The 26,047-nt window shown below is 75.5% G+C and carries 21 protein-coding genes and 1 pseudogene; 13 read left to right on the top strand and 9 right to left on the bottom strand.

Annotated features, from left to right (window positions below):
• Positions 1 to 9: 9 nt before the first annotated feature.
• Genes ABEA04_RS06280 through ABEA04_RS06290 form a run of 3 tightly spaced genes read right to left on the bottom strand, consistent with a single transcriptional unit; the run spans position 10 to position 3,997 of the window.
• Entirely contained in the window at positions 10 to 1,602 is a 1,593-nt protein-coding gene (locus ABEA04_RS06280) for a hypothetical protein (protein ID WP_345455792.1), read from the bottom strand.
• A complete protein-coding gene (locus ABEA04_RS06285; RefSeq protein WP_345455795.1) occupies positions 1,599 to 3,734 on the bottom strand; it encodes a GspE/PulE/PilB domain-containing protein in 2,136 nt (711 codons plus the stop codon). The genes ABEA04_RS06280 and ABEA04_RS06285 overlap by 4 nt, the downstream gene beginning before the upstream one ends.
• Positions 3,731 to 3,997 carry a hypothetical protein gene (locus tag ABEA04_RS06290; RefSeq protein ID WP_345455798.1) on the bottom strand — a complete coding sequence of 89 codons (267 nt, stop codon included), beginning with the start codon at positions 3,995 to 3,997 and terminating at the stop codon, positions 3,731 to 3,733. Before ABEA04_RS06290 ends, ABEA04_RS06285 begins: the two co-directional genes overlap by 4 nt.
• Before the next feature lie 224 nt (positions 3,998 to 4,221).
• Here ABEA04_RS06290 and ABEA04_RS06295 point away from each other — a divergent pair, with 224 nt between their 5' ends.
• The 5 genes and pseudogenes from ABEA04_RS06295 (at position 4,222) to ABEA04_RS06315 (ending at position 9,538) form a co-directional block, all read left to right on the top strand.
• Positions 4,222 to 5,514 carry a hydroxyacid-oxoacid transhydrogenase gene (locus tag ABEA04_RS06295; protein ID WP_345455801.1) on the top strand — a complete coding sequence of 431 codons (1,293 nt, stop codon included), beginning with the start codon at positions 4,222 to 4,224 and terminating at the stop codon, positions 5,512 to 5,514.
• Between the two features lie 244 nt (positions 5,515 to 5,758).
• Positions 5,759 to 6,952 (top strand): class I SAM-dependent methyltransferase, encoded by a 1,194-nt coding sequence (locus tag ABEA04_RS06300; protein ID WP_345455804.1) that lies wholly within the window; start codon positions 5,759 to 5,761, stop codon positions 6,950 to 6,952.
• A complete protein-coding gene (locus ABEA04_RS06305) occupies positions 6,949 to 7,971 on the top strand; it encodes a hypothetical protein (RefSeq protein ID WP_345455807.1) in 1,023 nt (340 codons plus the stop codon). Before ABEA04_RS06300 ends, ABEA04_RS06305 begins: the two co-directional genes overlap by 4 nt.
• Before the next feature lie 39 nt (positions 7,972 to 8,010).
• Positions 8,011 to 9,018, top strand: a complete 1,008-nt coding sequence (locus ABEA04_RS06310) for a DNA topoisomerase IB (RefSeq protein ID WP_345455810.1) — start codon at positions 8,011 to 8,013, stop codon at positions 9,016 to 9,018.
• Positions 9,018 to 9,538 (top strand): annotated as a pseudogene (locus ABEA04_RS06315) (O-acetyl-ADP-ribose deacetylase). Before ABEA04_RS06310 ends, ABEA04_RS06315 begins: the two are co-directional and overlap by 1 nt.
• A 67-nt stretch (positions 9,539 to 9,605) precedes the next feature.
• Here ABEA04_RS06315 and serC read toward each other — a convergent pair.
• Entirely contained in the window at positions 9,606 to 10,733 is a 1,128-nt protein-coding gene (gene serC / locus ABEA04_RS06320; RefSeq protein ID WP_345455813.1) for a phosphoserine transaminase, read from the bottom strand.
• 46 nt (positions 10,734 to 10,779) lie between these two features.
• On the opposite strand from serC, the gene ABEA04_RS06325 reads away from it, so the two are divergent.
• Positions 10,780 to 11,283: a GNAT family N-acetyltransferase gene (locus ABEA04_RS06325; protein ID WP_345455817.1), complete on the top strand. Its 504-nt coding sequence runs from the start codon at positions 10,780 to 10,782 to the stop codon at positions 11,281 to 11,283.
• 128 nt (positions 11,284 to 11,411) lie between these two features.
• Positions 11,412 to 12,032, top strand: coding sequence for a VldE C-terminal domain-containing protein (locus ABEA04_RS06330; protein WP_345455819.1), 621 nt, complete (start codon positions 11,412 to 11,414; stop codon positions 12,030 to 12,032).
• Positions 12,033 to 12,044: 12 nt separating this feature from the next.
• On the opposite strand, the gene ABEA04_RS06335 is transcribed toward ABEA04_RS06330, so the two are convergent.
• On the bottom strand, positions 12,045 to 13,103 hold the full coding sequence (locus ABEA04_RS06335; protein ID WP_345455821.1) for a GNAT family N-acetyltransferase: 1,059 nt from the start codon (positions 13,101 to 13,103) through the stop codon (positions 12,045 to 12,047).
• Positions 13,091 to 14,194 (bottom strand): citrate synthase 2, encoded by a 1,104-nt coding sequence (locus tag ABEA04_RS06340; protein WP_345455824.1) that lies wholly within the window; start codon positions 14,192 to 14,194, stop codon positions 13,091 to 13,093. Before ABEA04_RS06340 ends, ABEA04_RS06335 begins: the two co-directional genes overlap by 13 nt.
• 72 nt (positions 14,195 to 14,266) lie before the next feature.
• Here ABEA04_RS06340 and pdxH point away from each other — a divergent pair, with 72 nt between their 5' ends.
• Genes pdxH through ABEA04_RS06360 form a run of 4 tightly spaced genes read left to right on the top strand, consistent with a single transcriptional unit; the run spans position 14,267 to position 19,331 of the window.
• Positions 14,267 to 14,941 carry a pyridoxamine 5'-phosphate oxidase gene (gene pdxH / locus ABEA04_RS06345; protein WP_345455827.1) on the top strand — a complete coding sequence of 225 codons (675 nt, stop codon included), beginning with the start codon at positions 14,267 to 14,269 and terminating at the stop codon, positions 14,939 to 14,941.
• 57 nt (positions 14,942 to 14,998) lie between these two features.
• Positions 14,999 to 15,610: a TetR/AcrR family transcriptional regulator gene (locus ABEA04_RS06350; protein ID WP_345455830.1), complete on the top strand. Its 612-nt coding sequence runs from the start codon at positions 14,999 to 15,001 to the stop codon at positions 15,608 to 15,610.
• Positions 15,610 to 17,349, top strand: a complete 1,740-nt coding sequence (locus ABEA04_RS06355; protein WP_345455833.1) for an ABC transporter ATP-binding protein — start codon at positions 15,610 to 15,612, stop codon at positions 17,347 to 17,349. The genes ABEA04_RS06350 and ABEA04_RS06355 overlap by 1 nt, the downstream gene beginning before the upstream one ends.
• A complete protein-coding gene (locus ABEA04_RS06360; protein WP_345455836.1) occupies positions 17,346 to 19,331 on the top strand; it encodes an ABC transporter ATP-binding protein in 1,986 nt (661 codons plus the stop codon). Before ABEA04_RS06355 ends, ABEA04_RS06360 begins: the two co-directional genes overlap by 4 nt.
• Here ABEA04_RS06360 and ABEA04_RS06365 read toward each other — a convergent pair.
• Positions 19,315 to 20,964 (bottom strand): PKD domain-containing protein, encoded by a 1,650-nt coding sequence (locus ABEA04_RS06365; RefSeq protein ID WP_345455839.1) that lies wholly within the window; start codon positions 20,962 to 20,964, stop codon positions 19,315 to 19,317. The two genes, ABEA04_RS06360 and ABEA04_RS06365, sit on opposite strands and share 17 nt — an antisense overlap.
• 512 nt (positions 20,965 to 21,476) lie before the next feature.
• On the opposite strand from ABEA04_RS06365, the gene ABEA04_RS06370 reads away from it, so the two are divergent.
• Together ABEA04_RS06370 and ABEA04_RS06375 are read left to right on the top strand one after the other, a co-directional pair.
• Positions 21,477 to 23,096: an MDR family MFS transporter gene (locus ABEA04_RS06370; protein WP_345455841.1), complete on the top strand. Its 1,620-nt coding sequence runs from the start codon at positions 21,477 to 21,479 to the stop codon at positions 23,094 to 23,096.
• A 10-nt stretch (positions 23,097 to 23,106) separates the two neighbouring features.
• Positions 23,107 to 23,550 carry a MarR family winged helix-turn-helix transcriptional regulator gene (locus tag ABEA04_RS06375; protein ID WP_345455843.1) on the top strand — a complete coding sequence of 148 codons (444 nt, stop codon included), beginning with the start codon at positions 23,107 to 23,109 and terminating at the stop codon, positions 23,548 to 23,550.
• A gap of 172 nt (positions 23,551 to 23,722) precedes the next feature.
• Here ABEA04_RS06375 and ABEA04_RS06380 read toward each other — a convergent pair whose 3' ends face one another.
• Both ABEA04_RS06380 and ABEA04_RS06385 read right to left on the bottom strand, forming a co-directional pair.
• Entirely contained in the window at positions 23,723 to 25,327 is a 1,605-nt protein-coding gene (locus tag ABEA04_RS06380; RefSeq protein WP_345455846.1) for a glycoside hydrolase family 13 protein, read from the bottom strand.
• Positions 25,324 to 26,043 carry a hypothetical protein gene (locus ABEA04_RS06385; protein WP_345455848.1) on the bottom strand — a complete coding sequence of 240 codons (720 nt, stop codon included), beginning with the start codon at positions 26,041 to 26,043 and terminating at the stop codon, positions 25,324 to 25,326. Before ABEA04_RS06385 ends, ABEA04_RS06380 begins: the two co-directional genes overlap by 4 nt.
• Positions 26,044 to 26,047: the final 4 nt, after the last annotated feature.

Here is a 26,047-nt window from a genome sequence, read left to right on the forward strand (position 1 = left end):
GGGCGGCGGTCACGGCGTCGTCCCGTCGGGCAGCTCGAGCAGCACGTAGCGGTCGTTGGCGTGGACGACGGGCAGCCGCGGGTCGAGGCCGGACGCGGCGTCGGGCAGACGGGCGGCGAGCCGGTCGCGGGCGGTGTCGCGCGAGAGCAGCAGGTAGTCGGCCGGCGGGTCGTCGTCGCCCGCCCGCGCGGCGTCGGCGAACAGCGCGGGCCGGCCGGTGAGCAGCACCACGGCGAAGGTCTGCCCCGGGTCGGTGAGCACGACGTCGCCGTCGGTCACGCGGTCGAGGACGGCGTCGGCCATGTCGCGCTCGTCGACGTAGCCCACCACGGCGCCGTCGACGGTGAGGGCGCCCTCCTGGCTCTCGCCGGTGGTGAGGGCGTCGTGGAAGGGCCGCTCGAGCCCCTGGTAGGGGTAGTCGGGCAGGGCGCGGAAGGTCCACGGCACGCTGGCCAGCAGCCCGACGACGAGCAGCGCGGCCACCCGGTGCCGGGCGTCACCGGCCGAGCGGGCGAGCCACGCCGCACCGACCACGGCCACCAGCAGCACCGGCAGCGCCGCCTGCATCGCGAACGGCGACGGCCCCAGGCGCAGCGCCGCCCCGGCCGCGGGGGCCAGGCCGACGACCAGCAGCAGCACCCCGAGCCACAGCGCGAGCGGGTTGCGGCGGGCGACGCCGACGTAGACCAGCGCCGGCAGGACGACGAGCGCCAGCGGGGCGCCGTGCAGCAGCAGCGAGCCGGTGTCGAGGGCGAGGTCGTGCAGCGAGCGGGAGGCGGGCGCGACCGGGGCGCCGGCCGTGCCACCGAGGTCGTGCCCGTCGCCGACCCACGCGAACGGGCGCAGCAGCACGACGAGGTTGAGCGCCGTCCAGAGGGCGACGGCGTAGGCGGCCGGCGAGGCGAGGCCCACGAGCGTGCCCTCGACCTCGCGGGCGGAGGCGCCGAGCCGGGCGAGCACGGCGGCGAGCATCACGGTGGCGACGGCCAGCCACAGCAGGCTGCCGTAGCCGGCCAGCGCGGCCACGCCGAAGGCGAGCCCGGCGAGCACCACGAACCGCACGTCGGCGGTGACGTACCAGGCGACGACGCAGCCGAGGGCGGTGACGGCGAGCGCGAGCCACACGAACGGCCGTCCTCCGGTGGCGGCGTGGAGGACGACGAGCGGGTTCAGCCCGAGCGCGACGAGCACGGCCGCCCGCGCCGGGAGGCCGAGCAGCGCCCGCCGCAGCAGCGTGTTCAGGGCCGCCATGGTGGCGCCGGCGAAGACGGCCGACCCCAGCGGCACGAGCGCCAGCGAGGCCGCCGGCCCCGCGACCAGCGTGAGCGGGGTGAGGGCGAGCACCGACAGCGGCGGGTAGTCGACGCCCACCGAGGCGAGCGCCGCCGGCCCGTCGTGCCACACGGTGAGCGCGCGGAACCACCGGTCGAGCGTCTCGAACCCGACGACCTGCTGCTCGCTGACCAGCCAGTGACCGACGGCGGCGTAGACGACGGTGAAGCCGGCGAGCACGGCCAGGCTCTCGCCCCGACGCCGCGGGACGTCGTGCGTCGGCCGACCCGTGGACTGCACCGTGGCGGCGGTGTCGTGTGCGGTGCTCACGCCTCGGCCCCGCCCCGCCCCGGGCGTCGCAGCAGCGACAGCGCGCCACGCCAGGCGGCCAGGCTGGTCAGGCCCCACGCCCACGGGGCCAGCAGGGCCGCGCGGGCCAGGTGGAACTGCCCGCGCTGCAGGCAGCCGACCACCCCGACCAGCACCAGCGCCACCTGCGCCAGCACGACCAGCGCGCCGCCGGCGTAGACGACCGGCGCGCCGAGCACGCCGTCGACGAGCGGGTCGCGGGTCACGACGAGGAGCGTCACGAGCGCCCAGAGCAGCGGGTTGAGCAGTGGCACCAGCACCTGGCCGGCGGTGAGGTGGAACGCGACGGCGCCCCGCAGGCCGAGGTCGCGCACCAGCCGCGCCGGGTGGCGGGCGTGCGCGAGCCAGGTCTGCAGGGTCCCGGCGACGAGCCGGGCGCGGTGACGCACCCACGCGGGGGCGTCGACGGCAGCGGTGACGTGCGTGGTCGAGTCGAGGGGCAGGGTGCGGCGTCCGAGACGGTGCAGGCGGACGGCGAGCTCGGCGCCGGGCGTGCGGTGGTGGGGGCTCCAGCCCCCGGCCGCCCGCACGGCGTCCAGCCGCAGGTGCGTGGGGCCGGCGGCGAGCGGCAGCGCGGCCCGGTCGGACTCGAGCGGCGGCGCGACGACCGCCCCGAGGACGGCGCTCTCGACCGCCGTCCACCGAGCGAGCAGTCCGCCCTCGGCGGCGTCGGCCACGACCCGGGGCCGGACGCCGACCACGCCGTCGTCGCCGTCGTGCAGCGCGAGGAAGGCGGCCGCGCGCCGCAGCTGGTCGGGGTCGGGTCGCGCGCCGGGGTCGAGGACGACGCCGAGCTCTCCGCGGGCGGCGTGCAGGCCGTGGGCGAGGGCCGAGGCGCCGGCCGGGACGACGACCAGCCGGTAGGGCGGCGGCAGCGCGAGGCCGCGCACCCAGGCCACGGTGGCGGTGTCGTCGGCCGGGCACAGCAGCAGCACGTCGAGGCGGGTTCGCGGGTGGTCGAGCGAGTCGACGGCGCACTGCAGGCCGGGCAGGCCCGCCGCGCCGTCGGTGAGCGGCACCAGCACCGACCAGCACGGGAGGTCGCGGTCGTCGACCGGGGGCGCGACCGCGGGGACCACGGACGGCGCGCCGCCGAGCACCCGCAGCGCGAGCCGCACCCGGTAGCCGGCGACCACCAGGTAGGCGAGGACGGTCGCGGCGAGCAGCCCGGCGAGGGTCGGCAGCGGCCAGACGGCGGCGCTCACCGCCACCGCGCCGAGCGCCAGCACGAGCACCGCCCGCTGGCCGGGGGAGAGCAGGGTGCGCGCCGACCACTGCGGGGCGACCTCGTCGAGCGCGTGGCCGGCGGCCTGCGCCCACGCCGGCCCGTGCACCGACTGCACGAGCGCGTCGAGGGCGAGGCGGTCGGCCAGCAGCGGCCGGCAGGCCTGGCCCAGCTCGGCCTCGACACGGCGCAGGTCGTCGTCGGCCAGCGGCCGGGTCACGGCCAGCAGCACGGCGCCGGCGTCCTCGGCGAGGGGCAGGACGCCGAGCGCCACGGCGAGCGGGGCCGGCAACCGTCGCGCGACGGCGGGGTCGGGCTCGAAGCCGGCGAGGTCGACGCGGTGCAGCTGGTGCAGCTCGCTGAGCGCGTCGAGCAGCACCGGCTCGGGGACGGCGCCGTGGGCGGCCAGCACGTCGGCGAGCGGGTCGCCGGTGCGGGCGTGCTCGACCAGGCCGCGGCGCAGCGGGCCGGGCTCGACGAGGCCGGCCTCGCTGAGCAGCCGGGCCAGCCGGGCGTCGTCACCGGGGTCGGCGGGGTCGGCGGCGCCGGCGGAGTCGTCGGCCGACGCCGGGGCGGCCGGACGGGGAGCCGAGGTGCCGGTGGACGCCGGCGGGGCGAAGGTGCGGTCGATGGTCTCGACGATCTCGTCGACGTCGTGCCGCACGAGGGTCACCGGCCGGTCGAGGCCGTCGGCCACGACGTGCTCGGTGACGGGGTCGTCGTCCACCACGGCGACCAGCACCCGGCCCGACCGCTCGCCGTAGGGCACGACGCCGAAGGCGCGGCACACCGGCTCGGGCACGGCGTGGCTGAGCTCGTCGTCCACGCCGTCGGAGAGTCGGGGGAGGTTGAGGGCGGCGGCCGTCACCAGGCGCCCGATCCGAACCGGTCGGCGGGCAGCGGGGACACGGGCGGGGTGGCGGCCGGCGCGGGGCGTGCGCCGCGGCGGTCGCGGGCGCGCAGCAGCGGGTAGGCGACCAGCGGCGCGGCGAGCAGCACCAGCGGAGCGAGCAGCAGCAGCGCCACGACGCCGAGCGCGGCGACGAGGGTCGCCACGAGACCGGCGAGGCCGGCCAGACCGCGCAGCGGCGGTGACTCCGCCTGCGCGCGCGCAGGCGTCGGTGTCGACATGTGGTGCACATCCCCCCAGATGTTTCGAGGCCCCCGGTGTGCTGCGTGCTCCGGTCGGTGGTCGTGGTGGCGGCCTCGGACGTGTCTTGGCGCAGTAAGCCACCCGGTTCGGCACAGGTCAACCTGGCGCGGGTAACGATCGGGCCGTCGAACCACCCCTGTCCCAGGCGCCCCATCCCTCCCGTCCGTGGCCCCGGCGCGGGCCGCTGGCCTAGGTTGGCGAGGTGGCCGACCGCGCGTCCGAGACCGTCTTCACCTACGTCGCCCCCTCGCTGAAGTTCGGCGACGGCGCCTCCGCCGAGATCGGCCACGACCTGCGCACCCTGCTCGGTCCCCAGGGCGGACGACGCGTGCTGCTGGTCACCGACGCCGGCGTCGCCGCCGCGGGGCACCCCGCGCGGGTCGCCGAGGGGCTGGTGGCCCAAGGGTTCGAGGTGACCGTCTACGACGAGACCCACGTCGAGCCCACCGACGCCTCGCTCGCCCGGGCGGCGTCCAGCGCCCGCGACGCCGGCCCGTTCGACGCGCTGGTGGCCGTCGGCGGCGGCTCGGCCATCGACACCGCGAAGGCGGTCAACCTGCTGGTGACCAACGGCGGCGACGTGCTCGACTACGTCAACGCCCCCGTGGGGCGCGCGCAGGCGCCGTCCCAGCCGTTGCTGCCGCTCGTGGCGGTGCCCACCACCACCGGCACCGGCAGCGAGAGCACCGCGATCTGCGTGCTCGACGTGCTGGCCGAGCACGTCAAGAGCGGCATCAGCCACCCGGCGCTGCGGCCGTCGCTGGCCGTCGTCGACCCCGAGCTGACCCTCACCCAGCCGGCCGGCGTCACCGCCGCCTCGGGCATGGACATCCTCGGCCACGCCGTCGAGAGCTACACCGCCCGCTGGTACGGCGACTTCGAGGCCAAGCAGGCCGGGCAGCGGGTGCCGTTCTGCGGCGCCAACCCCATCGCCGACCTCTGGGCCGAGCGCGCGATGACGCTGCTGTCGGGCTGCCTGCGCGAGGCCGTCGCCGACGGCTCCGACCGGCGCGCGCGGCACGACATGGCGCTCGCGGCCACCTTCGCCGGCATGGGGCTCGGCAACGCCGGCGTGCACGTGCCGCACGCCAACGCCTACCCGATCGCCGGCCGCGTGCGCGACTTCCGTCCCGCCGACTACCCCGACGCCGAGCCGATGGTGCCCCACGGGACGGCGGTCTCGCTCACCGCGGCCGAGGCGTTCCGCTTCACCTTCGACGCCGCTCCCGAGCGTCACCTGCGCGCCGCGCGGCTGCTCGACCCGGCCGCGGCCGACCGCCCCGACGGCCCCGACGTGCTGCCCTCGGTGCTCACCGCCGTCATGCGCGACATCGGCATCCCCAGCGGCCTGGCCGAGGTGGGCTACGGCGAGGCCGACGTCGACGCGCTGGTCGAGGGCGCCCTCGCCCAGCAGCGCCTGCTCGCCACCGCCCCCAAGCCGGTCACCCCCGACGACCTCGCCGGCGTCTTCCGCGCCTCCATGGAGAACTACTGAGAACGGGACGCCGTGCGCGAACGTCCGCGTGGTCGCTGCGGGGGTCTCGAGGCTCGGCCGTGGCCGGCCTCGCACCTCGACCACCGTGGGGTCGGCCGGGCACGCCGACGGCCGCCCACGGACCCTGAGCCGGTCGAAGGGCCCCGGCCTAGGCTGGCGGGGTGAACCCACGCCACCGCCGGCTCGTCATCTCGCTGGCCCTGGTGGCGCTGCTGGTGGTCGTGGTCGTCGCGGCGGTCGTGTGATGGGCGACGACCCGTTCGAGACGGTGCGCGCGGCGGTGCTCGACGACGAGACGCTGGTGCGCGCGATCGCGTCCGGACGCCGGCGCGGCACCGACCCGCCGCCGTGGCGGCGCGCCGAGCTGCGCTACGTCGACCTCAAGGCCGGCCGGCACCTGCAGGTCACCGGCTACGACCAGCGGCAGGCCCACACCGCCAACCACGGCGTCGGCGCCGAGGCGCAGGCCGCCGTCGACGAGCTGCTGGCCGAGCCGTTCGGCAGCTGGCACGTCGAGACCGCCACCCGCACCCACCGGCTGCGGGTGACCAAGCGCGGCGAGACGGTGCTCAGCACCGAGGCGCGGCGCGAGGCCGCCGTCCCCGAGCGCGGGCACGACCGCGACAAGCAGCGGCTGCTGCCGCCCGACGACGAGGTGTTCGCGGTGCTCGGCCTCACCGCCGCCGACGGCCGGGTCAAGCCGAGCCGGATGGCGAAGTACCGGCAGGTCGAGGACTTCCTGCGGCTGCTCGAGGCCTCCCTCACCGACGCCCTGACCGCCGGGCACCTGCGGCTGCCCACCGCCGACGACCCGCTGCGGCTGGCCGACCTCGGCTGCGGCAACGCCTACCTGACCCTCGCCGCCCAGCGCTACCTGGCCGGCGTCCGCGGGCTGCCGGTGCGGGTCACCGGCGTCGACGTGCGGGCCGACACCCACGAACGGGTGGTGGGCCAGGCGGCCCGCCTCGGCCTCGACGCCGAGTTCGTCGAGGGCACCATCGCCGACGCCGTGCTCGACCCGCCGCCGGACGTCGTCCTCGCGCTGCACGCCTGCGACACCGCCACCGACGACGCCCTGGCCCGGGCGGTCGGGTGGGGCTCGGCGCTGGTGCTGGCCGCGCCGTGCTGCCACCACGACGTCGCCGCCCAGCTGCGGCGCGCGCCGACGCCCGGCCCCTACGCCGAGCTGACCCGCCACGGCATCCTGCGCGAACGGCTCGCCGACACCCTCACCGACGGGCTGCGCGCCTCGCTGCTGCGGCTGCAGGGCTACCGCGTCGACGTCGTCCAGTTCGTCGAGAGCCGGCACACCCCGCGCAACACGCTGCTGCGCGCGGTGCGCACCGGGGTGGTGCCCGACGGCGTCGCCGACGACTACGCCGCGCTCGTCGAGACCTGGGGCCTGCGGCCGCGGCTGGGCGAGCTGCTCGAGGCATGAGGCGCGCGGCGCCGCTCCTCGCCGCGCTGCTCGTGACGGCGGCGGGCCCGGCGGACGCCGCCCCCGAGCGGGCGCGCGTCGAGTTCCGCTTCGCCGACCCCGCCATCGAGGAGTCGAGCGGCCTGGTCGTGCGCGACGGGCTGTTCGTGACCACCAACGACTCCGGCGACACCGGCCGCGTCTTCACCGTCGACCCCGCCACCGGCGAGACCGTCGGCGTCACCGACTGGACCGACGACGCCGTCGACGTCGAGGCGCTGGCCCCGGCCGGGCGCGGCGCGGTGTGGGTGGCCGACATCGGCGACAACGACGCCGAGCGCGCCTCGGTGAGCGTGACGCGGGTGCCGGTCGGCCGCGGCGACCGCACGGTGCGGCCGCCGACGTACGAGCTCGTCTACCCCGGCGGGCCGGCCGACGCCGAGACGCTGATGCTCGACCCCCGCACCCGCCGCCTGGTGGTGGTGACGAAGGGGATCTTCGGCGGGCGCGTGCTGCTGGCGCCGCGCCGCCTCGATCCCGACGGGCCCACCCGGCTGCGCGAGGTCGGCACCGTGCTCGGCATCGCCACCGACGGGGCCTTCTTCCCCGACGGGCGGCACGTCGTCGTCCGCGACTACGGCTCGGCGGTCGTCTACACCTGGCCCGGGCTCGACGAGGTCGCCGACCTGCGGCTGCCCGACCAGCCGCAGGGCGAGGGCCTGGCCGTCGGTGACGACGGCACGCTGTTCCTCAGCACCGAGGGCGCCGGCACGGCCGTGCTGCGGGTGCCGCTGCCGCCGGCGCTGCGGCGGGTCGTCGTCCCGCCCCCACCGCCCGACCCGACGCCGAGCCCGACGCCCGGTCAGACACCGGGCCAGTCGACCACCGACGGGCCCGACGCGGCGTCCGAGACGCCGCCGATGCCGGTGCCGGACGACGACCGGCCGGCGTGGCCGTGGCTGCTCGGGGGCGGGGCGGGCCTGGTGGCGCTCGTGCTGCTGCTGGTCGGGGTGGTGCGCCGCGCCCGTCCCCGTGGGTGAGGCCGGGGCGCGAGCGCCGTTCCTAGGGTGGCGCGCGTGGTGAGACTGCGGCGGACCTCGCCCGACCAGCGCGGCTGGACGCGCCGCCGGGCGGGCAAGGGCTTCGTCTACCTCGACGACGCGGGCCGGCGGCTGCCCGACGACGACGTGCAGCGCGTGCGCGACCTCGTCATCCCGCCGGCGTGGCGCGAGGTGTGGATCACGCCCTACCCCAACGGCCACCTGCAGGCCGTCGGCACCGACGACGCCGGGCGGCGGCAGTACCTCTACCACCCGGAGTGGCGCGCGCGGCGCGACGCGGAGAAGTTCGACCGGATGCTGCTGTTCGGCAAGGGCCTGGTGAAGGCACGCGAGCTGGTGCTGCGCGACCTCGGCCGCGAGGGCATGCCGCTGGAGCGGGCGTGCGCGGCCGCCGTCCGGCTGCTCGACCTCGGCTACTTCCGCATCGGCAACGACGTCTACGCCGACACCCACGGCTCGTTCGGGCTGACCACGCTCGAGCGGCGGCACGTCAAGCGGCACCAGGACAGGCTGGTCTTCACCTTCGTCGGCAAGTCGGGGGTCGACCACCGCATCGAGATCGACGACCGCACGGTGATCGAGGCCGTCGACATCATGCGGCGCCGCAAGGCCAAGGACGACCCGCGGCTGATGGCCTACAAGGAGGGCCGCAGCTGGCGCTCGGTCATCCCCGACCTGGTCAACGCCTACGTGCGCGAGACGACCGGGCTCGAGGCCACGGCCAAGGACTTCCGCACCTGGCACGCCACGGTGCTCGCCGCCGCGGCGCTGGCCGAGAGCTCGGAGCCGGGGCAGACGAAGGCGTCGCGCAAGCGGGCGGTGTCGGGGGCGATGAAGGAGGTCTCGGCCTTCCTCGGCAACACCCCCACCCTGGCCCGCAGCAGCTACGTCGACCCGCGCGTCATCGAGGCCTACGAGCGGGGCCTGACGATCGAGAGGACCACCCGCCGCCGCTTCGCCACGCCCGACGAGCGGCAGGCCGCGCTCGAGCGGGCCACGCTGAGGCTGATCAAGGAGGTGGCGTGATGGCCGGTCACGCCGAGGTGACCGTCGTCCAGGGCGACATCACCACCCAGGACGTCGACGCCGTCGTCAACGCCGCCAACCGCCGCATGCGCGGCGGGGGAGGGGTCGACGGCGCCATCCACCGGGCCGGTGGGCCGGCCGTCCTCGAGGACTGCCGCCGCCGCTTCCCGCACGGCCTGGCCACCGGCGACGCCGGCTGGACGACGGCCGGCGCGATGCCCGCCACCTGGGTCGTCCACGTCGTCGGGCCGAACTTCACGCGCGGTGAGACCGACCGCTCGCTGCTCGTCTCGTGCTACGCCCGCGCGCTCGCCGTGGCCGACGAGCTCGGTGCCCGCACCGTCGCCTTCCCGCTCGTCTCGGCCGGCGTCTACGGCTGGCCCCGGACGACGCCGTCCGCGCCGCCGTCGAGACCCTCCGCACGACGCCCACCGACGTCACCGAGGCCCGCATCGTCGCCTTCGGTCGCGACACCTTCGACGCCGTGCGCGCAGCCGTCGACGAGGCCCCTGGGGGATAGTCCCGGACGTCTGGGGGGTCGAACGCGCCTGCGGACCCCCAAACGTCAGGGACTACCGCGCTCGGCGTCAGGCTTCGAGGTGCTCGACGACCCAGTCGACGCAGCGGGTGAGGGCCTCGACGTCGGCGCGGTCGACGCTGGGGTACATCGCGACGCGCAGCTGGTTCTGGCCGAGCTTGCGGTAGGGCTCGGTGTCGACGACGCCGTTGGCCCGCAGGACGGCGGCGACCTGCGCCGCGTCGACGCCCTCGAGGTTCACGGTGCCGACCACCAGCGAGCGGTGGGCGGGGTCGGCGACGTAGGGCCGGGCGTACGACGCCGCCTCGGCCCAGCCGTAGAGCGCGGACGACGAGGCCGTCGTCCGCTCGACCATGCCGGCCAGGCCGCCGTGGTCGAGCATCCAGTCGAGCTGCTCGGCCATGAGGAAGAACGTGGCGATGGCGGGGGTGTTGTAGGTCTGGTTCTTGCGGCTGTTGTCGATGGCCGTGGGCAGGTCGAAGAACGCCGGCACGTGCCGGTCGGACGCCGCGATGCGCTCGGCCCGCTCGATCGCGGCCGGTGACATCAGCGCGATCCACAGCCCGCCGTCGGAGGCGAAGCTCTTCTGCGGGGCGAAGTAGTAGACGTCGCACTCGGTGAGGTCGACCGGCAGGCCGCCCGCGCCCGAGGTGGCGTCGACCAGCACCAGCGATTGCTCGGACGACGTGCCGGCCGGCCGCACCACCGGCGCCATGACCGCGGTGGAGGTCTCGTTGTGCGCCCAGGCGTAGGCGTCGACGCCGTCCTCGGCGTGCGGCTCGGGCCGCGAGCCGGGCTCGGCGGCGACGACGCTGGGCTGCTCCAGCCACGGCGCCGCCGCGGCCGCCGAGGCGAACTTCGAGCTGAACTCACCGAAGGTCAGGTGCTGCGAGCGCCGCTCGACCAGGCCGTGGGTGGCGACGTCCCAGAACGCCGTCGCGCCGCCGTTGCCGAGCACGACCTCGTGACCGTCCGGCAGCGAGAACAGCGAGCCCAGCCCCTCGCGCACCCGCCCGACCAGCTCGCGCACCGGTGCCTGCCGGTGCGAGGTGCCCATGAGCGTGTCGCCCGTGGCGGCCAGTGCCTCGAGCCGACCGGCCGGCACCTTCGACGGCCCGGACCCGAAGCGGCCGTCGGCAGGCAGGAGGTCGAGGGGGATGCGCAGGCTCTGGCTCACCTCCCTAGTCTGGCAGCGGCCGAACGAGGTGGGAGGAGGGCCGGCGGTGGGCGAGACCCGACGGGCGCTGCTGCGCATCGAGCAGGCCGGCTACGGCGACCCCGACGTCGTCCGGCTGGTCGCGGCGGTGCAGGAGGAGTACGTCGAGCGCTACGGCGGCCCCGACGAGACGCCGCTCGACCCGCTGATGTTCGTGCCGCCCGCCGGCAGCTTCTTCGTCGGCTACGAGGACGGCGAGCCGGTCGCCATGGGCGCGTGGCGGCGGCGCGAGGTGCCCGCGCTCGGCGCCACCGACCCCGCCGAGATCAAGCGCATGTACGTCGTCCCGCCGGCCCGCGGCCGCGGTCACGCACGCGCCGTCCTGGCCCACCTCGAGACCACCGCGGCCGCCGCGGGCGTCGATGCGCTCGTGCTCGAGACCGGCGAGGCCCAGCCCGAGGCGATCGCGCTGTACGAGTCGGCGGGCTACGTGCCGGTCGCGGGCTTCGGCCTCTACCGCGACTCACCGCTCAGCCGCTACTACGGACGCCGGCTGACCCCGTCGGCCTGAGCCGCCACCCGCCCGGCGACCCCCACCCTTTGGGATTGACCCACCCGGGCCAGATCGACCGACCGACCGGTCACGATCGGCCCGGGGGGATGGCCAGACCGCGTGCCGGCGTCCTAGCGTCGAGGCGCGTGCCCCCCACAGCCCCCCACGGTTCCGCGCGACCCCCACTGCTCGGCGCCGTGCTGTGTGTGGCCCTGCTCCTCCTCCCCCCGGCCGCCACGGCCGGCGCCGGGCAACCGGTGGCCGGTGCGCCGATCGAGGACTACGCGGCCTACCAGCCCGCCACCCGCTGCGCCCCCGCGGCCAAGCCCGGCACCCGCACCCTGCTGCGCTTCGTCGTGCGCACCTACGGCGGTCGCGCCGGGCCGGTCTCGCGCTCGTGCACCCGGCGCACCCGCGTGACCTCGGAGCACCAGGAGGGCCGCGCCCTCGACTGGATGGTCGACGCCCGCACCCCGCAGGGACGACGCGCCGCCCGCGCGCTGCTCGACGACCTGTTCGCGACCGACCCGGCCGGCAACGAGCACGCCCGCGCCCGCCGGATGGGCGTGATGTACGTGATCTGGGACGACCGCATGTACGCCGCCTGGGACGCCTTCCGCGGCGAGCCCTACCTCAGCTCGAGCTGCCCGTCGCGCCGGCGCTGCTCGGCCACCCTGCGCCACCGCGACCACGTGCACGTCTCGCTCACCCGCGCCGCCGCGCAGGGCCGGACGTCGTGGTTCGAGCGCCGCGCCGGCCGTGGCTGAGCGTTCCCGGCCTCAGCCGAGGGTGCCCAGCTCGTAGCGCAGGTCGTCGCGCTCGAGGTCGTCGTGCGGGGGCGGGAACCGGTCGGTCTGCGGCCCGACCAGGCGCAGGCCCAGCTTGGTCAGCACCTGCTGCGAGCCGGTGTTGGTGCGCGCCGTGTCGGCCCACAGCCGCTCGAGCCGGACGACGTCGAGCGCGTGCCGCACCAGCGCCCGGCCGCCCTCGGTGGCCAGACCGCGGCCCCACGCTGCCCGGCGCAGCCGGTAGCCGATCTCGGCGCTGCGGGCGCCGTCGTCCGGGATCAGGCACCACCAGCCGACGAACTCCTCGCCCTCGAAGCCGGCCCAGAACCCGAGCCCGCCGACGCCGGCGGCCAGCCGCCGCGGCAGGAAGGTCTCCAGCACCTCCTCGCGCGCCAGCGCCCGGCGGAAGATGTGGTGCAGCACCGCGGGGTCGGCGTCCAGCTCGACGAGCAGCTCGGCGTGGTCGGGCCGCAGCGGCTCGAGCCGCAGCCGCTCGGTGGTGAGGACGACGGGCCGCACCGCGGCGTACTCGACCTCGCCCTCCTCGGCGCCCGGCAGCGGGTCGTCCCACGTGCCGACCCAGGTGTCGACGTGGCGCAGGCCGGCCTTCTCGAGCACCCGGCGCGAGCCGGTGTTGACCGCCATCGTGGAGGCCACGACCCGCCCGACCCCCGGCACGGTGAAGGCGTGGTCGCGCACCACCATCGCGCCCTCGGTCGCCAGGCCCCGACCCCACGCCGAGCGCACGAGCCGGTAGCCGAGGCCCGCGACGGCGTCGTCGTCGGCGAACGAGCTGGCCGACCACCAGCCCACGAACGCCCCGTCGACCTCGCCCACCCAGTAGCCGAGCCCCCGCCCGGCGTCCGTGCGCACCGTCAGGCGCTCGCGCCACTCCGCGCGCGTCTCCTCGGGGGTCGCCGCGCGGCCGAGGACGAAGCGCATCACCTCGGGGTCGCCGTTGAGGGCCTCGAACGAGGGCAGGTCGGCCTCGGACGCCGGCCGCAGCCGCAGTCGCCCGGTGGTCAGCTCGGGGAGCGTCAGCCCGCCCACTCGCTCTGCCAGCCCTCGACCTCGTCGGCCGGGCGGGCCGCGGGACCGGTGTAGACGGCCGAGGGTCGGATCAGCCGACCCGTGCGCTTCTGCTCCAGGATGTGCGCCGACCAGCCGCCGGTGCGGGCGCAGGTGAACATCGAGGTGAACATGTGCGCCGGCACCTCGGCGAAGTCGAGCACGATGGCGGCCCAGAACTCCACGTTGGTCTCGAGCACCCGGTCGGGACGGCGTGCCTTCAGCTCGGCGAGGGCGGCCTTCTCGAGCGCCTCGGCCACCTCGTAGCGGGGGGCGTCGAGCTCGCGGGCGGTGCGGCGCAGCACCCGGGCCCGGGGGTCCTCGGCGCGATAGACCCGGTGGCCGAAGCCCATCAGCCGCTCGCCGTTGTCGAGCAGGCCCTTGACGTAGCCCTCGGCGTCGCCGGAGCGCTCGACGTCCTCGATCATGCCGAGCACGCGCGAGGGGGCGCCGCCGTGCAGCGGGCCGCTCATCGCGCCGATGGCGCCCGAGAACGCGGCGGCCACGTCGGCGCCTGTGGAGGTGATGACGCGCGCGGTGAAGGTGGAGGCGTTCATGCCGTGCTCGGCGGCGCTGCTCCAGTAGGCGTCGACGGCCTTGACGTGGTTCGGGTCGGCCTCGCCCTTCCAGCGGATGAGGAACTTCTCGGCGAGCGTGCGGCCCTCGTCGACCTCGCGCTGCGGCACCACCGGCTGGTGCAGCCCGCGGGCCGACTGGGCGGCGTAGCTGAGCACCATGACGGCCACCCGCCCGAGGTCGTCGCGCGCCTGCTCGTCGGTGATGTCGTAGGTCTGCCCGAACCCGAAGGCGGGCGCCAGCATCGCGACGGCGGCCTGCACGTCGACGCGGACGTCGCCGGTGTGCACCGGCAGGTTGTAGGGCTCGGCCGGCGCGAGGCCCGGCGCGTAGCTGCCGTCGATGAGCAGGCCCCACACGTTCTCGAACGGCACCCGCCCGACGAGGTCCTCGATGTCGACGCCGCGGTAGCGCAGGGCCGACCCCTCCTTGTCGGGCTCGGCGATCTCCGTCTCGAACGCGACGACTCCCTCGAGCCCGTGGTGCACCTCGGTCATGCTGCGGATCATGCCGCACGGCGCGGGCGGCGCTCACCCTCCGGTGCGTGGGCGCCGCTCTAGGTTGGGGGCGTGGGAGACAACACGCACGACGACGCCGAGATCGCCGCGATGCGCCACGAGTACGCCGCCGGCGGGCTCGCCGAGGCCGACCTCGCGGCCGACCCGGTGGCGATGTTCGAGCGCTGGTTCGACGACGTCCGGCGGGTCAACCTGCACGAGCCCAACGCGATGGTGATCAGCACCGTGGGGGCCGACGGGTCGCCGTCCTCGCGCATGGTGCTGCTCAAGGGCTTCGCCGACGACGGCTTCCGCTTCTTCACCAACACCGCCTCGCACAAGGGCGCCGACCTCGCCGCGAACCCCCGCTGCTCGCTGCTGTTCCCCTGGCACCTGCTCGAGCGGCAGGTGCGCATCGACGGCGTCGCCCAGCCGCTCCCGCGCGAGGACGTCGAGGCCTACGCCCACGCCCGCCCCCGCGGCTCGCAGCTGGGCGCCTGGGCCTCGCACCAGTCGCAGCCGGCCGAGGGCCGCGCCGCGCTCGACGACGCCTACGCCGCCGTCGAGGCGCGCTTCGACGGCGTCCCCGACGACGAGCTGCCGGTGCCGGAGGAGTGGGGCGGCTACCTCGTCGTCCCCACCGCCGTGGAGTTCTGGCAGGGCCGCAAGGGCCGCCTGCACGACCGCCTCGTCTACCACCGCCCCGACGCCGACGCCCCCTGGTCGACCCGACGCCTGCAGCCCTGACCCTCCGCCCCGCACACCGCTTGTGAGTGAGTGCTCACTCACTTACGGTGGTCGATCGTGGGGACGGAGACACCGGGGCGCGCCCGCGCTCCGAGGCTGTCGGCGCAGGAGCGGCGCGAGGCGATCCTGGACGCCGCCCGGCCGATCCTGGTCGAGCACGGCCCACGCGCCACCACCCGGCTCATCGCCGAGGCGGCCGGCATCGCCGAGGGCACGATCTTCCGCACCTTCGCGACCAAGGACGACCTCGTCGCCGCCGTCTTCGCCCGGGAGATGGACCCCGAGCCGTTCTTCCGGCTCATCGAGCGCATCGACCCCGACCTGCCGCTGCGGCAGCGGCTGGTGCTCGGCACCACCGCGCTGCAGCAGCGCTTCGCCGGCATCTTCGCGCTGCTCACCGCCGCCGGCGCCCCGAAGCCGCCCGACGACCCGCGCCACGACGAGCAGCGCGAGCGGTTCGCCGACCGCGGCCTGACCCGGCTGCTCGAGCCCGACGCGGCGCGGCTGCGGCTGCCGGTGGCGGAGGCGGTCGACGTCCTGCGGCTGCTCACCTTCGCCGCCACCCACCCCCACCTGAACCACCGGCAGCAGCCGATGTCGCCCGAGGCGATCGTCGACGTGGTGCTGCACGGGGTCCTCGACCACGACACCGAGGAGGTGAGCCCCTGATGCTCATCACGCTCCTGCGCGAACGGCTCGTGCCCTACCGCCGCTGGATCGGCGCCGTGGTGGTGCTGCAGCTGGCCAGCGTGCTGGCGATGCTCTACCTGCCGAGCCTGAACGCCCGCATCATCGACGAGGGAATCGCCCGGGGCGAGACCGGCACCATCTGGCGCCTCGGCGCGATCATGCTCGGCGTCTCGGTGCTGCAGGTGGTCGGCTCGGTCGGCGCCGCCTGGTTCGGCTCGCGCACCGCCATGGCGTTCGGGCGCGACCTGCGGCGCGACCTGTTCGCCCGCGTCGGGTCGTTCTCGATGCGCGAGCTGCAGCAGTTCGGCGCGCCCTCGCTCATCACCCGCGGCACCAACGACGTGCAGCAGCTGCAGATGCTGGTGCTGATGACCTGCCTGATCGCGGCGTCCGCCCCGATCATGATGGTCGGCGGCGTCGTCATGGCGTTGCGCGAGGACGCCGGCCTCGGCTGGGTGCTCGCCGTCGTCGTCCCGGCGCTGTTCCTCGCCGTCGGGTTCGTCATCAGCCGCATGGTGCCGAGCTTCCGGCTGATGCAGGCCCGCATCGACGAGGTCAACCGCGTGCTGCGCGAGCAGATCACCGGGCTGCGCGTCGTCCGGGCGTTCGTGCGCGAGCCCTACGAGGCGCAGCGGTTCGGCCGGGCCAACGACGACCTCACCGACGTCGCCACCCGGGCCGGGCGCTGGCTGGCCACGATGTTCCCGCTGGTGATGCTGGTGGTGAACGTGGCGAGCGTCGCCGTCATCTGGTTCGGCGCCCACCGCGTCGACGAGGGCCTCACCGGCGTCGGCGCGCTCACCGCCTTCCTCTCCTACCTCATGCAGATCCTGATGTCGGTGATGATGGCGACCTTCATGCTCATGCAGGTGCCGCGCTCGGCGGTGTGCGCCGACCGCGTCGCCGAGGTGCTCGACACCCGCAGCAGCGTCGTCCCGCCGGCGCAGCCGCGGCCGCTCGACCCGGCCCGCCGCGGCCACGTCGACCTCGACCACGTCGTCTTCTCCTACCCCGGCGCCGAGCAGCCGGTGCTGGACGACGTCACGCTGGCCGCCCGTCCGGGCCGCACCCTCGCCGTGGTCGGGTCGACCGGCGCCGGCAAGACCACGCTGGTCAACCTGGTGCCCCGGCTCTTCGACGCCACCGGCGGCGAGGTGCGCGTCGGCGGCGTGCCGGTCGGCGACCTCGAGGCCGAGACGCTGTGGTCGCAGGTGGGCCTGGTGCCGCAGCGTGCCTACCTGTTCACCGGCACCGTCGCCTCGAACCTGCGCCACGGCCGGCCCGACGCCACCGACGCCGAGCTGTGGGAGGCCCTCGAGGTCGCCCAGGCCCGCGACTTCGTCGAGGCGCTGCCCGAGGGGCTCGAGGCGCCGGTCTCGCAGGGGGGCACCAACTTCTCCGGCGGGCAGCGGCAGCGGCTCGCCATCGCCCGGGCCGTGGTGCGGCGTCCGGCGGTCTACCTGTTCGACGACTGCTTCTCCGCGCTCGACGTCGCCACCGACGCCCGGCTGCGGGCGGCGCTGCGACCGGTCACCACCGACGCCACCGTCATCACGGTGGCCCAGCGGGTCACGACCATCCGCGACGCCGACGAGATCGTCGTGCTCGACGACGGTCGCGTCGTCGGCCACGGCACCCACGAGACGCTGCTCGAGGGCTGCGAGACCTACCAGCAGATCGTCGCCTCCCAGCTGACCGCCGAGGAGGTGTCCGCATGAGCGAGCAGGCCAAGCCGAAGAAGCTCGAGGCCACCGAGCGCATCGAGGCGCCCACCGGCGGACCCGGCCGCGGCCCGATGGGCGGCGGCCAGGTCGGCCAGAAGGCCATGACGTTCGGCCCCTCGGCCAAGCGGCTGGTCGCGCGCATGCGGCCCGAGCGGCTCGCGGTCTCGTTCGTGCTCGCCGTCACCGTGGCCAGCGTCGTGGTGATGTCGATCGGCCCCCGCGTGCTCGGCCACGCCACCGACCAGGTCTTCGCCGGGCTCGTCGGCCGCAGCACCCCCGAGGGGACGCCGCGCGACCAGCTGCCCGACGCCGTCCGCGGCCTCGACGTGGTGCCCGGCCAGGGCGTCGACTTCGGTGCCGTCGGCCGCACCCTGCTGCTGGTGCTCGTGCTGTACGTCGCCGCCTCGGCGCTGGCCTGGCTGGCCGGCTTCGTGCTCAACGGCGTCGTGCAGCGCACCGTGCGCCGCATGCGGCAGGACGTCGAGGACAAGGTTCACCGGCTGCCGCTCGGCTACGTCGACGGCTCGCCCCGGGGCGAGCTGCTGAGCCGCGTCACGAACGACATCGACAACGTCTCGCAGACCCTGCAGCAGACGATGAGCCAGCTGCTCACCTCGCTGCTCACGGTCTTCGCCGTGCTCGGGATGATGCTGTGGATCTCACCGCTGCTGGCGCTCGTCGCCCTGGTCAGCGTGCCGGTCTCGCTGCTGGCCACCCGCGCGGTGATGAAGCGCTCGCAGGGCCAGTTCGTGCAGCAGTGGCGCCGCACCGGCCAGCTCAACGGCCACGTCGAGGAGGCCTTCTCGGGCCACGCGCTCGTCAACGTCTTCGGTCGCCGCGCCGAGGTCGAGCGCACCTTCGACGAGCACAACGAGGGCCTGTACGACGTCAGCTTCCGCGCGCAGTTCGTCAGCGGCCTGATCATGCCGACGATGATGTTCATCGGGAACCTCAACTACGTCGTGGTCGCCGTCGTCGGCGCGCTGCGGGTCTCCAGCGGCGCGCTCACCCTCGGCGAGGTGCAGGCCTTCGTGCAGTACACCCGCCAGTTCACCCAGCCGCTGACCACCGTCGCCTCGATGGCCAACCTGCTGCAGTCGGGCGTCGCCTCCGCCGAGCGGGTCTTCGAGCTGCTGGATGCCGACGAGGAGCCCGCCGACGCCGCCGACGTCCCGGCCGAGCCCGGCCCGAGCCACGGCACCGACGGCACCGACCGCACCGACCGCGGCGAGGTCGTCTTCGAGCACGTCTCGTTCTCCTACGACCCCGACCGCCCGCTGATCACCGACCTGTCGCTGGTGGCCCGGCCGGGCCAGACGGTGGCCATCGTCGGCCCCACCGGCGCCGGCAAGACCACGCTGGTCAACCTCGTCATGCGCTTCTACGACGTCGACGGCGGCCGCATCACGATCGACGGCGTCGACGTCGCCGCGATGCCACGCGCGCGGCTGCGCGGGCGCATCGGCATGGTGCTGCAGGACACCTGGCTCTTCGAGGGCAGCATCCGCGACAACATCGCCTACGGCCGCCCGGGTGCCACCGAGGAGGAGGTGCTGGCCGCCGCGCGCGCCACCTTCGTCGACCGCTTCGTGCACTCGCTGCCCGAGGGCTACGACACCGTGGTCGACGAGGAGGGCTCGAACCTCTCGGCGGGCGAGCGGCAGCTGGTCACCATCGCGCGGGCGTTCCTCACCGACCCGGCTCTGCTGATCCTCGACGAGGCCACCAGCTCGGTCGACACCCGCACCGAGCTGCTGCTGCAGCAGGCGATGGCCGCGCTGCGCTCCGACCGCACGTCGTTCGTCATCGCGCACCGGCTCTCCACCATCCGCGACGCCGACCTGATCCTGGTCATGGAGCACGGCGACATCGTCGAGCAGGGCACGCACGCCGAGCTGCTCGCGGCGGGCGGGGCCTACGCCCGCCTGCACGCGGCGCAGTTCGCGGTCGGGGCGGGGCTCAGCGAGTCACCGTGACGACCACCTGCTGCACGGTGCGGTGGCCGGCGGCGTCCACGAGCTGCAGCCGGGCCACCAGCCTGCCCGGCTGACGCACCACCTTGCTGACGCTCGTCCCGGTGCGGGTCGAGCCGTCGGAGAACCGCCACGTCGCGGTCACCGCCGAGGCCAGGTCGCGCACGCCGACGGCCCGCAGCCGGACGACGTCGCCCACCGTGGCCGCGCGGGGTCCGGCGACGCCCTCGAGGGCGGGGGCGGCGGCGTCGAGGGTGATCGTCCAGGGCCGCCACTGCGGGTTGGCGCAGTAGGTGACCGGGCACGAGTCGTTCACGGCCGGGCCGTACGCGTTGCCCTGCCCGTCGACGCCCACCGCGGCGAGGGTCGCGCCGTAGCCCGAGCCGGGCTCGGGGAACTCGAGGCGCTGCACGGCCGTGGCCTGCCGTGCCGTGCGCGGCACGGTGGTGGCGAGCAGGCGGCTGCGGCCGCTGACGACCACCGCGACGTCGCCGGCGCGGCCGGCGTCGAGCGAGAAGCCGCGGAAGCCGTCGTCGGGACCGTTGAGCCGGCGTCCGGCGCCGACCGGGCCCCGCGGTCCGTCGACCACGTCGCCGCGCACCGCCACGTAGGTGCGGCCGTCGCGGTCGGCGTGGCCGACGACCAGCGCGTCGTCCGGTCGCAGCGCCACCTGGCAGGAGCCGAGCGCGGGCGGGGCGGCCGCGGTCACCTCGGCGGGCGTCGACCAGTCCCCGCCGCCGGGCCGCACGGCGTAGCGCAGCCCGTCGACCTCGGCGTCGAGGCCGTAGCAGAGGACGGCGTCACCCCCGTCGCCGACCGCCACCGCGGGGTCGAGCGCCGAGGCGGACGACGTCCCGCCGTCGACGTCGGCGACCGGCCCGCAGCCGCCGGCCGCGGCGGCCCAGGTGCACGAGCGGACGACGCGACCCGCGTCGGCGCCCGCGCCGGCGGCGTCCCAGGCCAGCACGGCGTCGCCCGTCGGCGCGATCGCGACGGTGGGGGAGGACTGCCCGCCCGCGCCCTCCGCGACGGTGACCGGCGTGCCGAGACCGGCGGTGGTGCCGGTCGCCGCGCGGACGTCGCCGCCGTCGAGCCAGGTGACGACCGCACGTCCGCCGGGCGCGACCGCGACGGCCGGGTCGGTGCCCTCGGCGCGGTCGGCCGAGAGTCGCCGGGTAACGCCGAGGGTGCCGTCGGCCGCCACGGTGCGCACCAGCACCTCGTCGTTCACCGGGTTGAACCGTGACGCGGGGCGCGACCACGCGACGAGCGCGCGGCCCGCGGCGTCGATGCCGACCGCGACGCCGTCGGTGCCGTAGTCGCGCCCGCCCGAGACCTCGACCGGGTAGCTCCACGTGCCGCCCGCGGGACGGCGCGTCAGCCGCACCTCACCGGTCGGGACGCCGTCGCTCGGCGGGTCGACGACGTAGACCGCGACCGAGTCGCCGCGCGCGTTGGTCGCGACCGCCGGGTCGCGGTGGTAGCCGTAGACGGGCTCGTCGAGCGGCACCAGCGGCGCCGGCTCGAGCCAGCGGTCGTGGTCGGTGGACGCCGCCGCGTGGGCCGGGGCGGCGAGGCCGGCCAGCGGCGCGAGCAGGAGGGCGGGCAGGGCGAGGAGCGCGGGTCGAGGGAGCACGGGCCGAGGCTAGGCAGCCCCGGCCGCCCTGTCCGCCGAATCCACCGGCCCTGCGCCGACCTTGAGGCCGGCCCGTGCGGCGACGTCGGGAGGCCTCCCGAATCCGGCGGACGTCGGCGTTAACCGCTTGTCGGGCCCCCGCCCACGACCTACGCTCGTCGTACACGGGAAAGGAGGTGGTCCAGAAAAATGCATTCTTCTAGGACGCGTGAGGTGGCTGCCCGCTAGCAGCCCAGCATCACGTCGGGTGGCATCACCCGGCGAGGCTGCTGGTGAATCCCAAGCAGTCGCCCGATCCGCAGGCGAACCCGGAATCACGTCCCCGGGTGCGGCCCACACGGATCCCTCGAGGATCCGGGTCACGCCTGCGGATCGTCCATTTTTCGCCCCCGCGGACGTCGTCCCGCGGCGCCGGCGTGGTGGGCCTCACCCCGAGGATTGGTTGAGGGTGTCAACGACGTGGGAATATCGTTGATCTCGACAACCTTCTAGTCCCCGTGGAGCAGACAACCGTGAGCCAGCAGAGCCCGACGACCAGCGCCGAGGCGCCGATGACCCACCGCGAGGTGCTGGTCGCGCTGAGCGGCCTGCTGCTCGCGATGTTCGTGGCGATGCTGTCGAGCACCGTCGTGACCAACGCGCTGCCGCGCATCGTCACCGACCTGGACGGCACGCAGTCGGGCTACACCTGGGTCGTGGTCGCCACCCTGCTGGCGATGACGGCCACCACGCCGATCTGGGGCAAGCTCGCCGACCTGTTCAGCAAGAAGCTGCTGGTGCAGAGCGCGCTGGTCATCTACAGCATCGGCTCGGTCATCGCGGCGCTCGCGCCGAGCATGGGCGTCCTCATCGGCGGCCGGGTGGTGCAGGGCCTCGGCGTCGGCGGCCTCACCGCGCTGGTGCAGGTCGTGATCGCCTCGATGGTCAGCCCGCGTGAGCGCGGCCGCTACTCCGGCTACATCGGCGCCGTCTTCGCCACCGCCACCGTCAGCGGGCCGCTCATCGGCGGCCTGGTCGTCGACAGCCCGCTCGGCTGGCGCGGCTGCTTCTTCGTCGGCCTGCCGTTCGCCGTAGCCGCCTTCTTCGTGCTGCAGCGCCGCCTGCACCTGCCCGTGGTGAAGAAGGACGTGCAGATCGACTACCTCGGCGCCACCCTCATCGTCGGCGGCGTCAGCCTGCTGCTCGTCTGGGTCTCGCTCGCCGGTGCGTCGTTCGACTGGATCTCGACCACCAGCGCCCTGCTCGTCGTGGGCGGCGTCGTCGTCATCGCGGCGGCGATCTACGTCGAGGCGCGGGTGGCCACCGAGCCCGTCGTCCCGCTGCGGCTGTTCCGTGACCGCACCGTCGCCCTCGCCACCCTCGCCTCGGCCATGGTCGGCGTCTCGATGTTCGCCGCGACCGTCTACCTCAGCCAGTACTTCCAGCTCTCCCGCGGGATGAGCCCCACCGAGGCCGGCCTGATGTCGGTCGCGCTGGTCGGCGGACTGTTGGTCTCGAGCATCGTCAGCGGCCGCATCATCAGCCGCACCGGCTACTGGAAGCGCTGGCTCGTGGCCGGCCTCTCCGCGGCCGTCGTCGGCCTGGCGCTGCTCGGCACCATCGACGCCGACACCTCGCTGGTCGCCGTCGGCGCCTTCATGGCGATCACCGGCGCCGGCCTCGGCGCCAGCATGCAGAACCTCGTGCTCGCGGTGCAGAACAGCACCCGCCAGGCCGACCTGGGCGCCGCGAGCTCGTCGGTCGCCTTCTTCCGCTCGCTCGGTGGCTCCATCGGCGTCAGCGTGCTCGGCGCGCTGCTCTCGCACCAGGTCGCCGACCAGGTGCGCACCGGGGGCGCCGCGCTCGTGCGCGACGGCGTCGCCCCGCCGGCCGGCCAGGCGGGCGGTCACCAGACCAGCTCGATCCCCGACCTGTCGGCGCTCCCCGCCCCGTGGCGCGACCTCTACGAGAACGCCTTCGGCTCGGCCACCGGCCACATCTTCCTGGTCGCGGTGCCGTTTGCCATCCTGGCCCTCGTGAGCGTGCTGTTCATCCGTGAGGTGCCCCTGCGCACCACCCTCGACGCCGCCCCCGAGAAGGTCGCCGAGGGCAACGGCTCGACCGTCCCGGTCCCCGCGGCCCCGCGCGACTGAGGCCGACGTGATGAGCCGCTCCGACTCGCTGGCCGAGCTCGAGCACGAGGTCGGCGTGCTGATCCGCCGCGTGCGGCGCGTCATCGCCGAGCGCGCCTCGGCCGTGCACCCCGACCTGCAGCCGGCGTCCTACCTGATCCTGGCGAACGTCGCCCAGGGCGAGCCGGTGCGCGCCTCGGCCATCGCCGAGCTGTTCGACGTCGACAAGGGCGCGGTGAGCCGGCAGGTCAAGCACCTGGTCTCGCTCGGCCTGCTCAGCCACGAGAAGGACCCGGACGACGCCCGCGCCAGCCTGCTCTCGGTGACCGACGAGGCCCGCACCCGCATGGCCGACGTCGTCGTGCACCGCCGCAAGATGGTCGACGAGCGCCTGGCCGACTGGTCCGACGACGAGCTCGCCGGCTTCGTCGACCAGCTGGGCCGCTACAACGCCTCGCTCAACGCGCTGGAGTAGTCGCCGGGTCCGCGGGGTCGGGTCGGCTGTCGTCGTCCTGGGGTCTCGAGGCTCGGCCGTGGCCGGCCTCGCACCTCGACCACCGTGGAAGTGGCGTTCTCGCGCCTCGACCACCGTGGAGGTCGTGACCCCCGGCGACGAGCCTCGAGACCACCGGCCCGGCGCGCCGACCTCAGGCGTCGGCAAGCCAGACGGCGGTGTCGGGCGGGAGGGCGTCGGCGTCGAGCGGACCGGTGGCCACCAGCACCTCGCCGGCCGGCAGCGCGACGGCGTCCGCGCCTGCGTTGAGGACGACGACCGCGCCCGGACGCCGCAGGGTGAGCACGTCGCCGTCGACCTCGACCGCGACGGAGGTGGCGGGCGGCAGGGCCCGGCGGGCGGCGAGCAGCCGCCGGTAGAGCTCGAGGGTCGAGGCGTCGTCGCCGGTCTGGGCCTCGGCGGTGAGGTGGGCCCAGTCGTCGGGCTGCGGCAGCCACGCGTCGGTGCCCTCGGGCGCGAACCCGTACGTCGGCGCCCGGCCCGACCACGGGACCGGCACCCGGCACCCGTCACGACCGACGTTGTCGCCGTGGAGGTGGCCCCGGCGCCAGGCGGGGTCCTGGCGGGCCTCGGGCGGGACGTCGGCCTGCGCGAGGCCGAGCTCCTCGCCCTGGTAGAGGTAGGCCGAGCCCGGCAGGGCCAGCATGGCCGCCACCGCCGCGCGGCCGCGCGCCAGGCCCACCGCGCCGCCGCCGTAGCGGGTCACGTGCCGCACCACGTCGTGGTTGCTCAGCACCCACGTCGGCGAGGCGCCCACCGGGTCGAGCGCGGCGAAGGTGCCGGTGACGACGTCGGCGAACGCCCGGGCCGACCACGGCGCGAGCAGCCAGGCGAAGTTGAAGGCCTGCTGCATCTCGTCGGGTCGCACGTAGCGCGCCATCGACTCCGGCGCGCGGGTCCAGGCCTCGGCCACCAGCATCCGGTCGCCGTCGTACTCGGCGAGCACCTCGTGCCAGCGGCGGTAGACGTCGTGCACCTCGGGCTGGTCCCACATCGGCTCGTCGACCGCCGTCCGCTCGACCATCGAGCCCGGCTCGCCGCCGGGGGCGGGCAGGTTGGCGTCCTCCTGGTCGCGCAGCGAGGCCTCCTTGAGCAGGCCGTGCGCGACGTCGACGCGGAAGCCGTCGACGCCCCGGTCGAGCCAGAACCGCAGCACGCCCTCGAACCGGTCGCCGACGCCCGGGTTGCGCCAGTCGAGGTCGGGCTGGCTGTCGTCGAACAGGTGCAGGTACCACTGGCCGTCCGGCACGCGGGTCCAGGCGATGCCGCCGAAGACCGAGCGCCAGTTGTTGGGCGGCTCGGCGCCGTCGGGCCCGCGGCCGTCGCGGAAGAGGTAGAACTCGCGGGCGGGGCTGCCGGGGCCGCAGGCCAGCGCGGCCCGGAACGCGGGGTGCTCGCTGGAGGTGTGGTTGGGCACCAGGTCGACGATCACCTTGAGCCCGAGGCCGTGGGCGGTCTCGAGCAGCGCGTCGGCGTCGTCGAGCGTGCCGAACAGCGGGTCGACGTCGAGGTAGTCGGCGACGTCGTAGCCGTGGTCGTGCTGCGGCGAGCGGTAGAACGGTGTCAGCCAGACCGCGTCGACGCCGAGCGCGGCCAGGTGGGGCAGCCGGGCGGTGATGCCGGGCAGGTCGCCGACGCCCTCGGCCGCGCCGCCGCGGGTGCCCGAGGAGGCGAAGCTGCGCACGTAGATCTGGTAGACGACGGCGTCACGCCACCACGGCGCGCCCCCGCCGGTCATCGCACGGCCTCCGGCGCGACGGCCACCCACACGTGCTCGGCGGTGGCGATCGGGCGGCCCTCGGCCCACAGCGTGGACGCGGTGGAGGTGCGTCGGCCCTCGGCGCCCCGGGCGCCGCCCACCACGACGTGCTCGACGCCGGCGCGAGGCAGCTCGCGCACCTGCGCGGTGATGGTGCCGAGCACCATGAGCCGCTCGCCGAGGTCGCCGGCCCAGCCGCCGACGCAGTCGAGGGCGGCCCAGGCGGTGGCCGGGTCGGCGTCCTGCTCGGGGGTCCAGGTGGCGGCGACCCGCACCCGGCCCTCGGTGTCGTCGTCGACGCGGCCCGGGAAGATCCGCATGCCGTCGCCGGGCGCGCGGCCGGTGCCGCACACGTAGCAGGTGGGGAAGGGGTGCGAGGTCAGCCCGGCGTACCTCGCCTCGGCCGCGCGGGCGACGTCGGCCGGCACCGCCTCGACCGTCTCGGGCGCCACGTCGGCCCGCACGGCCTCGGCCACGACGTCCTCGCCGTGGCGGGCGGAGAGCCCGGCGCCGTCGGCGACCAGCCCGAGCGGCACGTCGAGCGGCGGTGGACGACGCAGCCGCACCCGCACCGGCGCCTCGCCCGACGGGTCGAGGACGGCGGCGAGCGCGCCCGACGTCCACCCGCCGTTGCCGGAGGTGGGCGGCCCGCAGAACAGGGCCGGCACGGTCAGGGTGGAGGCGTCGTCCGGCACGACG

This window comes from Nocardioides marinquilinus, assembly GCF_039543705.1.
GTDB classification, from domain to species: Bacteria; Actinomycetota; Actinomycetes; order Propionibacteriales; family Nocardioidaceae; genus Nocardioides; species Nocardioides marinquilinus.

Excerpts from the sequence above, each read along its gene's own strand:
- ABEA04_RS06300 (WP_345455804.1), top strand. The coding sequence starts at position 5,759 with ATGGGCGACGACCCGTTCGAGACGGTGCGCGCGGCGGTGCTCGACGAC.
- ABEA04_RS06355 (WP_345455833.1), top strand. The coding sequence starts at position 15,610 with ATGCTCATCACGCTCCTGCGCGAACGGCTCGTGCCCTACCGCCGCTGG.
- ABEA04_RS06290 (WP_345455798.1), bottom strand. The coding sequence starts at position 3,997 with ATGTCGACACCGACGCCTGCGCGCGCGCAGGCGGAGTCACCGCCGCTG.
- ABEA04_RS06305 (WP_345455807.1), top strand. The coding sequence starts at position 6,949 with ATGAGGCGCGCGGCGCCGCTCCTCGCCGCGCTGCTCGTGACGGCGGCG.
- ABEA04_RS06360 (WP_345455836.1), top strand. The coding sequence starts at position 17,346 with ATGAGCGAGCAGGCCAAGCCGAAGAAGCTCGAGGCCACCGAGCGCATC.
- ABEA04_RS06375 (WP_345455843.1), top strand. The coding sequence starts at position 23,107 with ATGAGCCGCTCCGACTCGCTGGCCGAGCTCGAGCACGAGGTCGGCGTG.
- ABEA04_RS06380 (WP_345455846.1), bottom strand. The coding sequence starts at position 25,327 with ATGACCGGCGGGGGCGCGCCGTGGTGGCGTGACGCCGTCGTCTACCAG.
- ABEA04_RS06340 (WP_345455824.1), bottom strand. The coding sequence starts at position 14,194 with ATGACCGAGGTGCACCACGGGCTCGAGGGAGTCGTCGCGTTCGAGACG.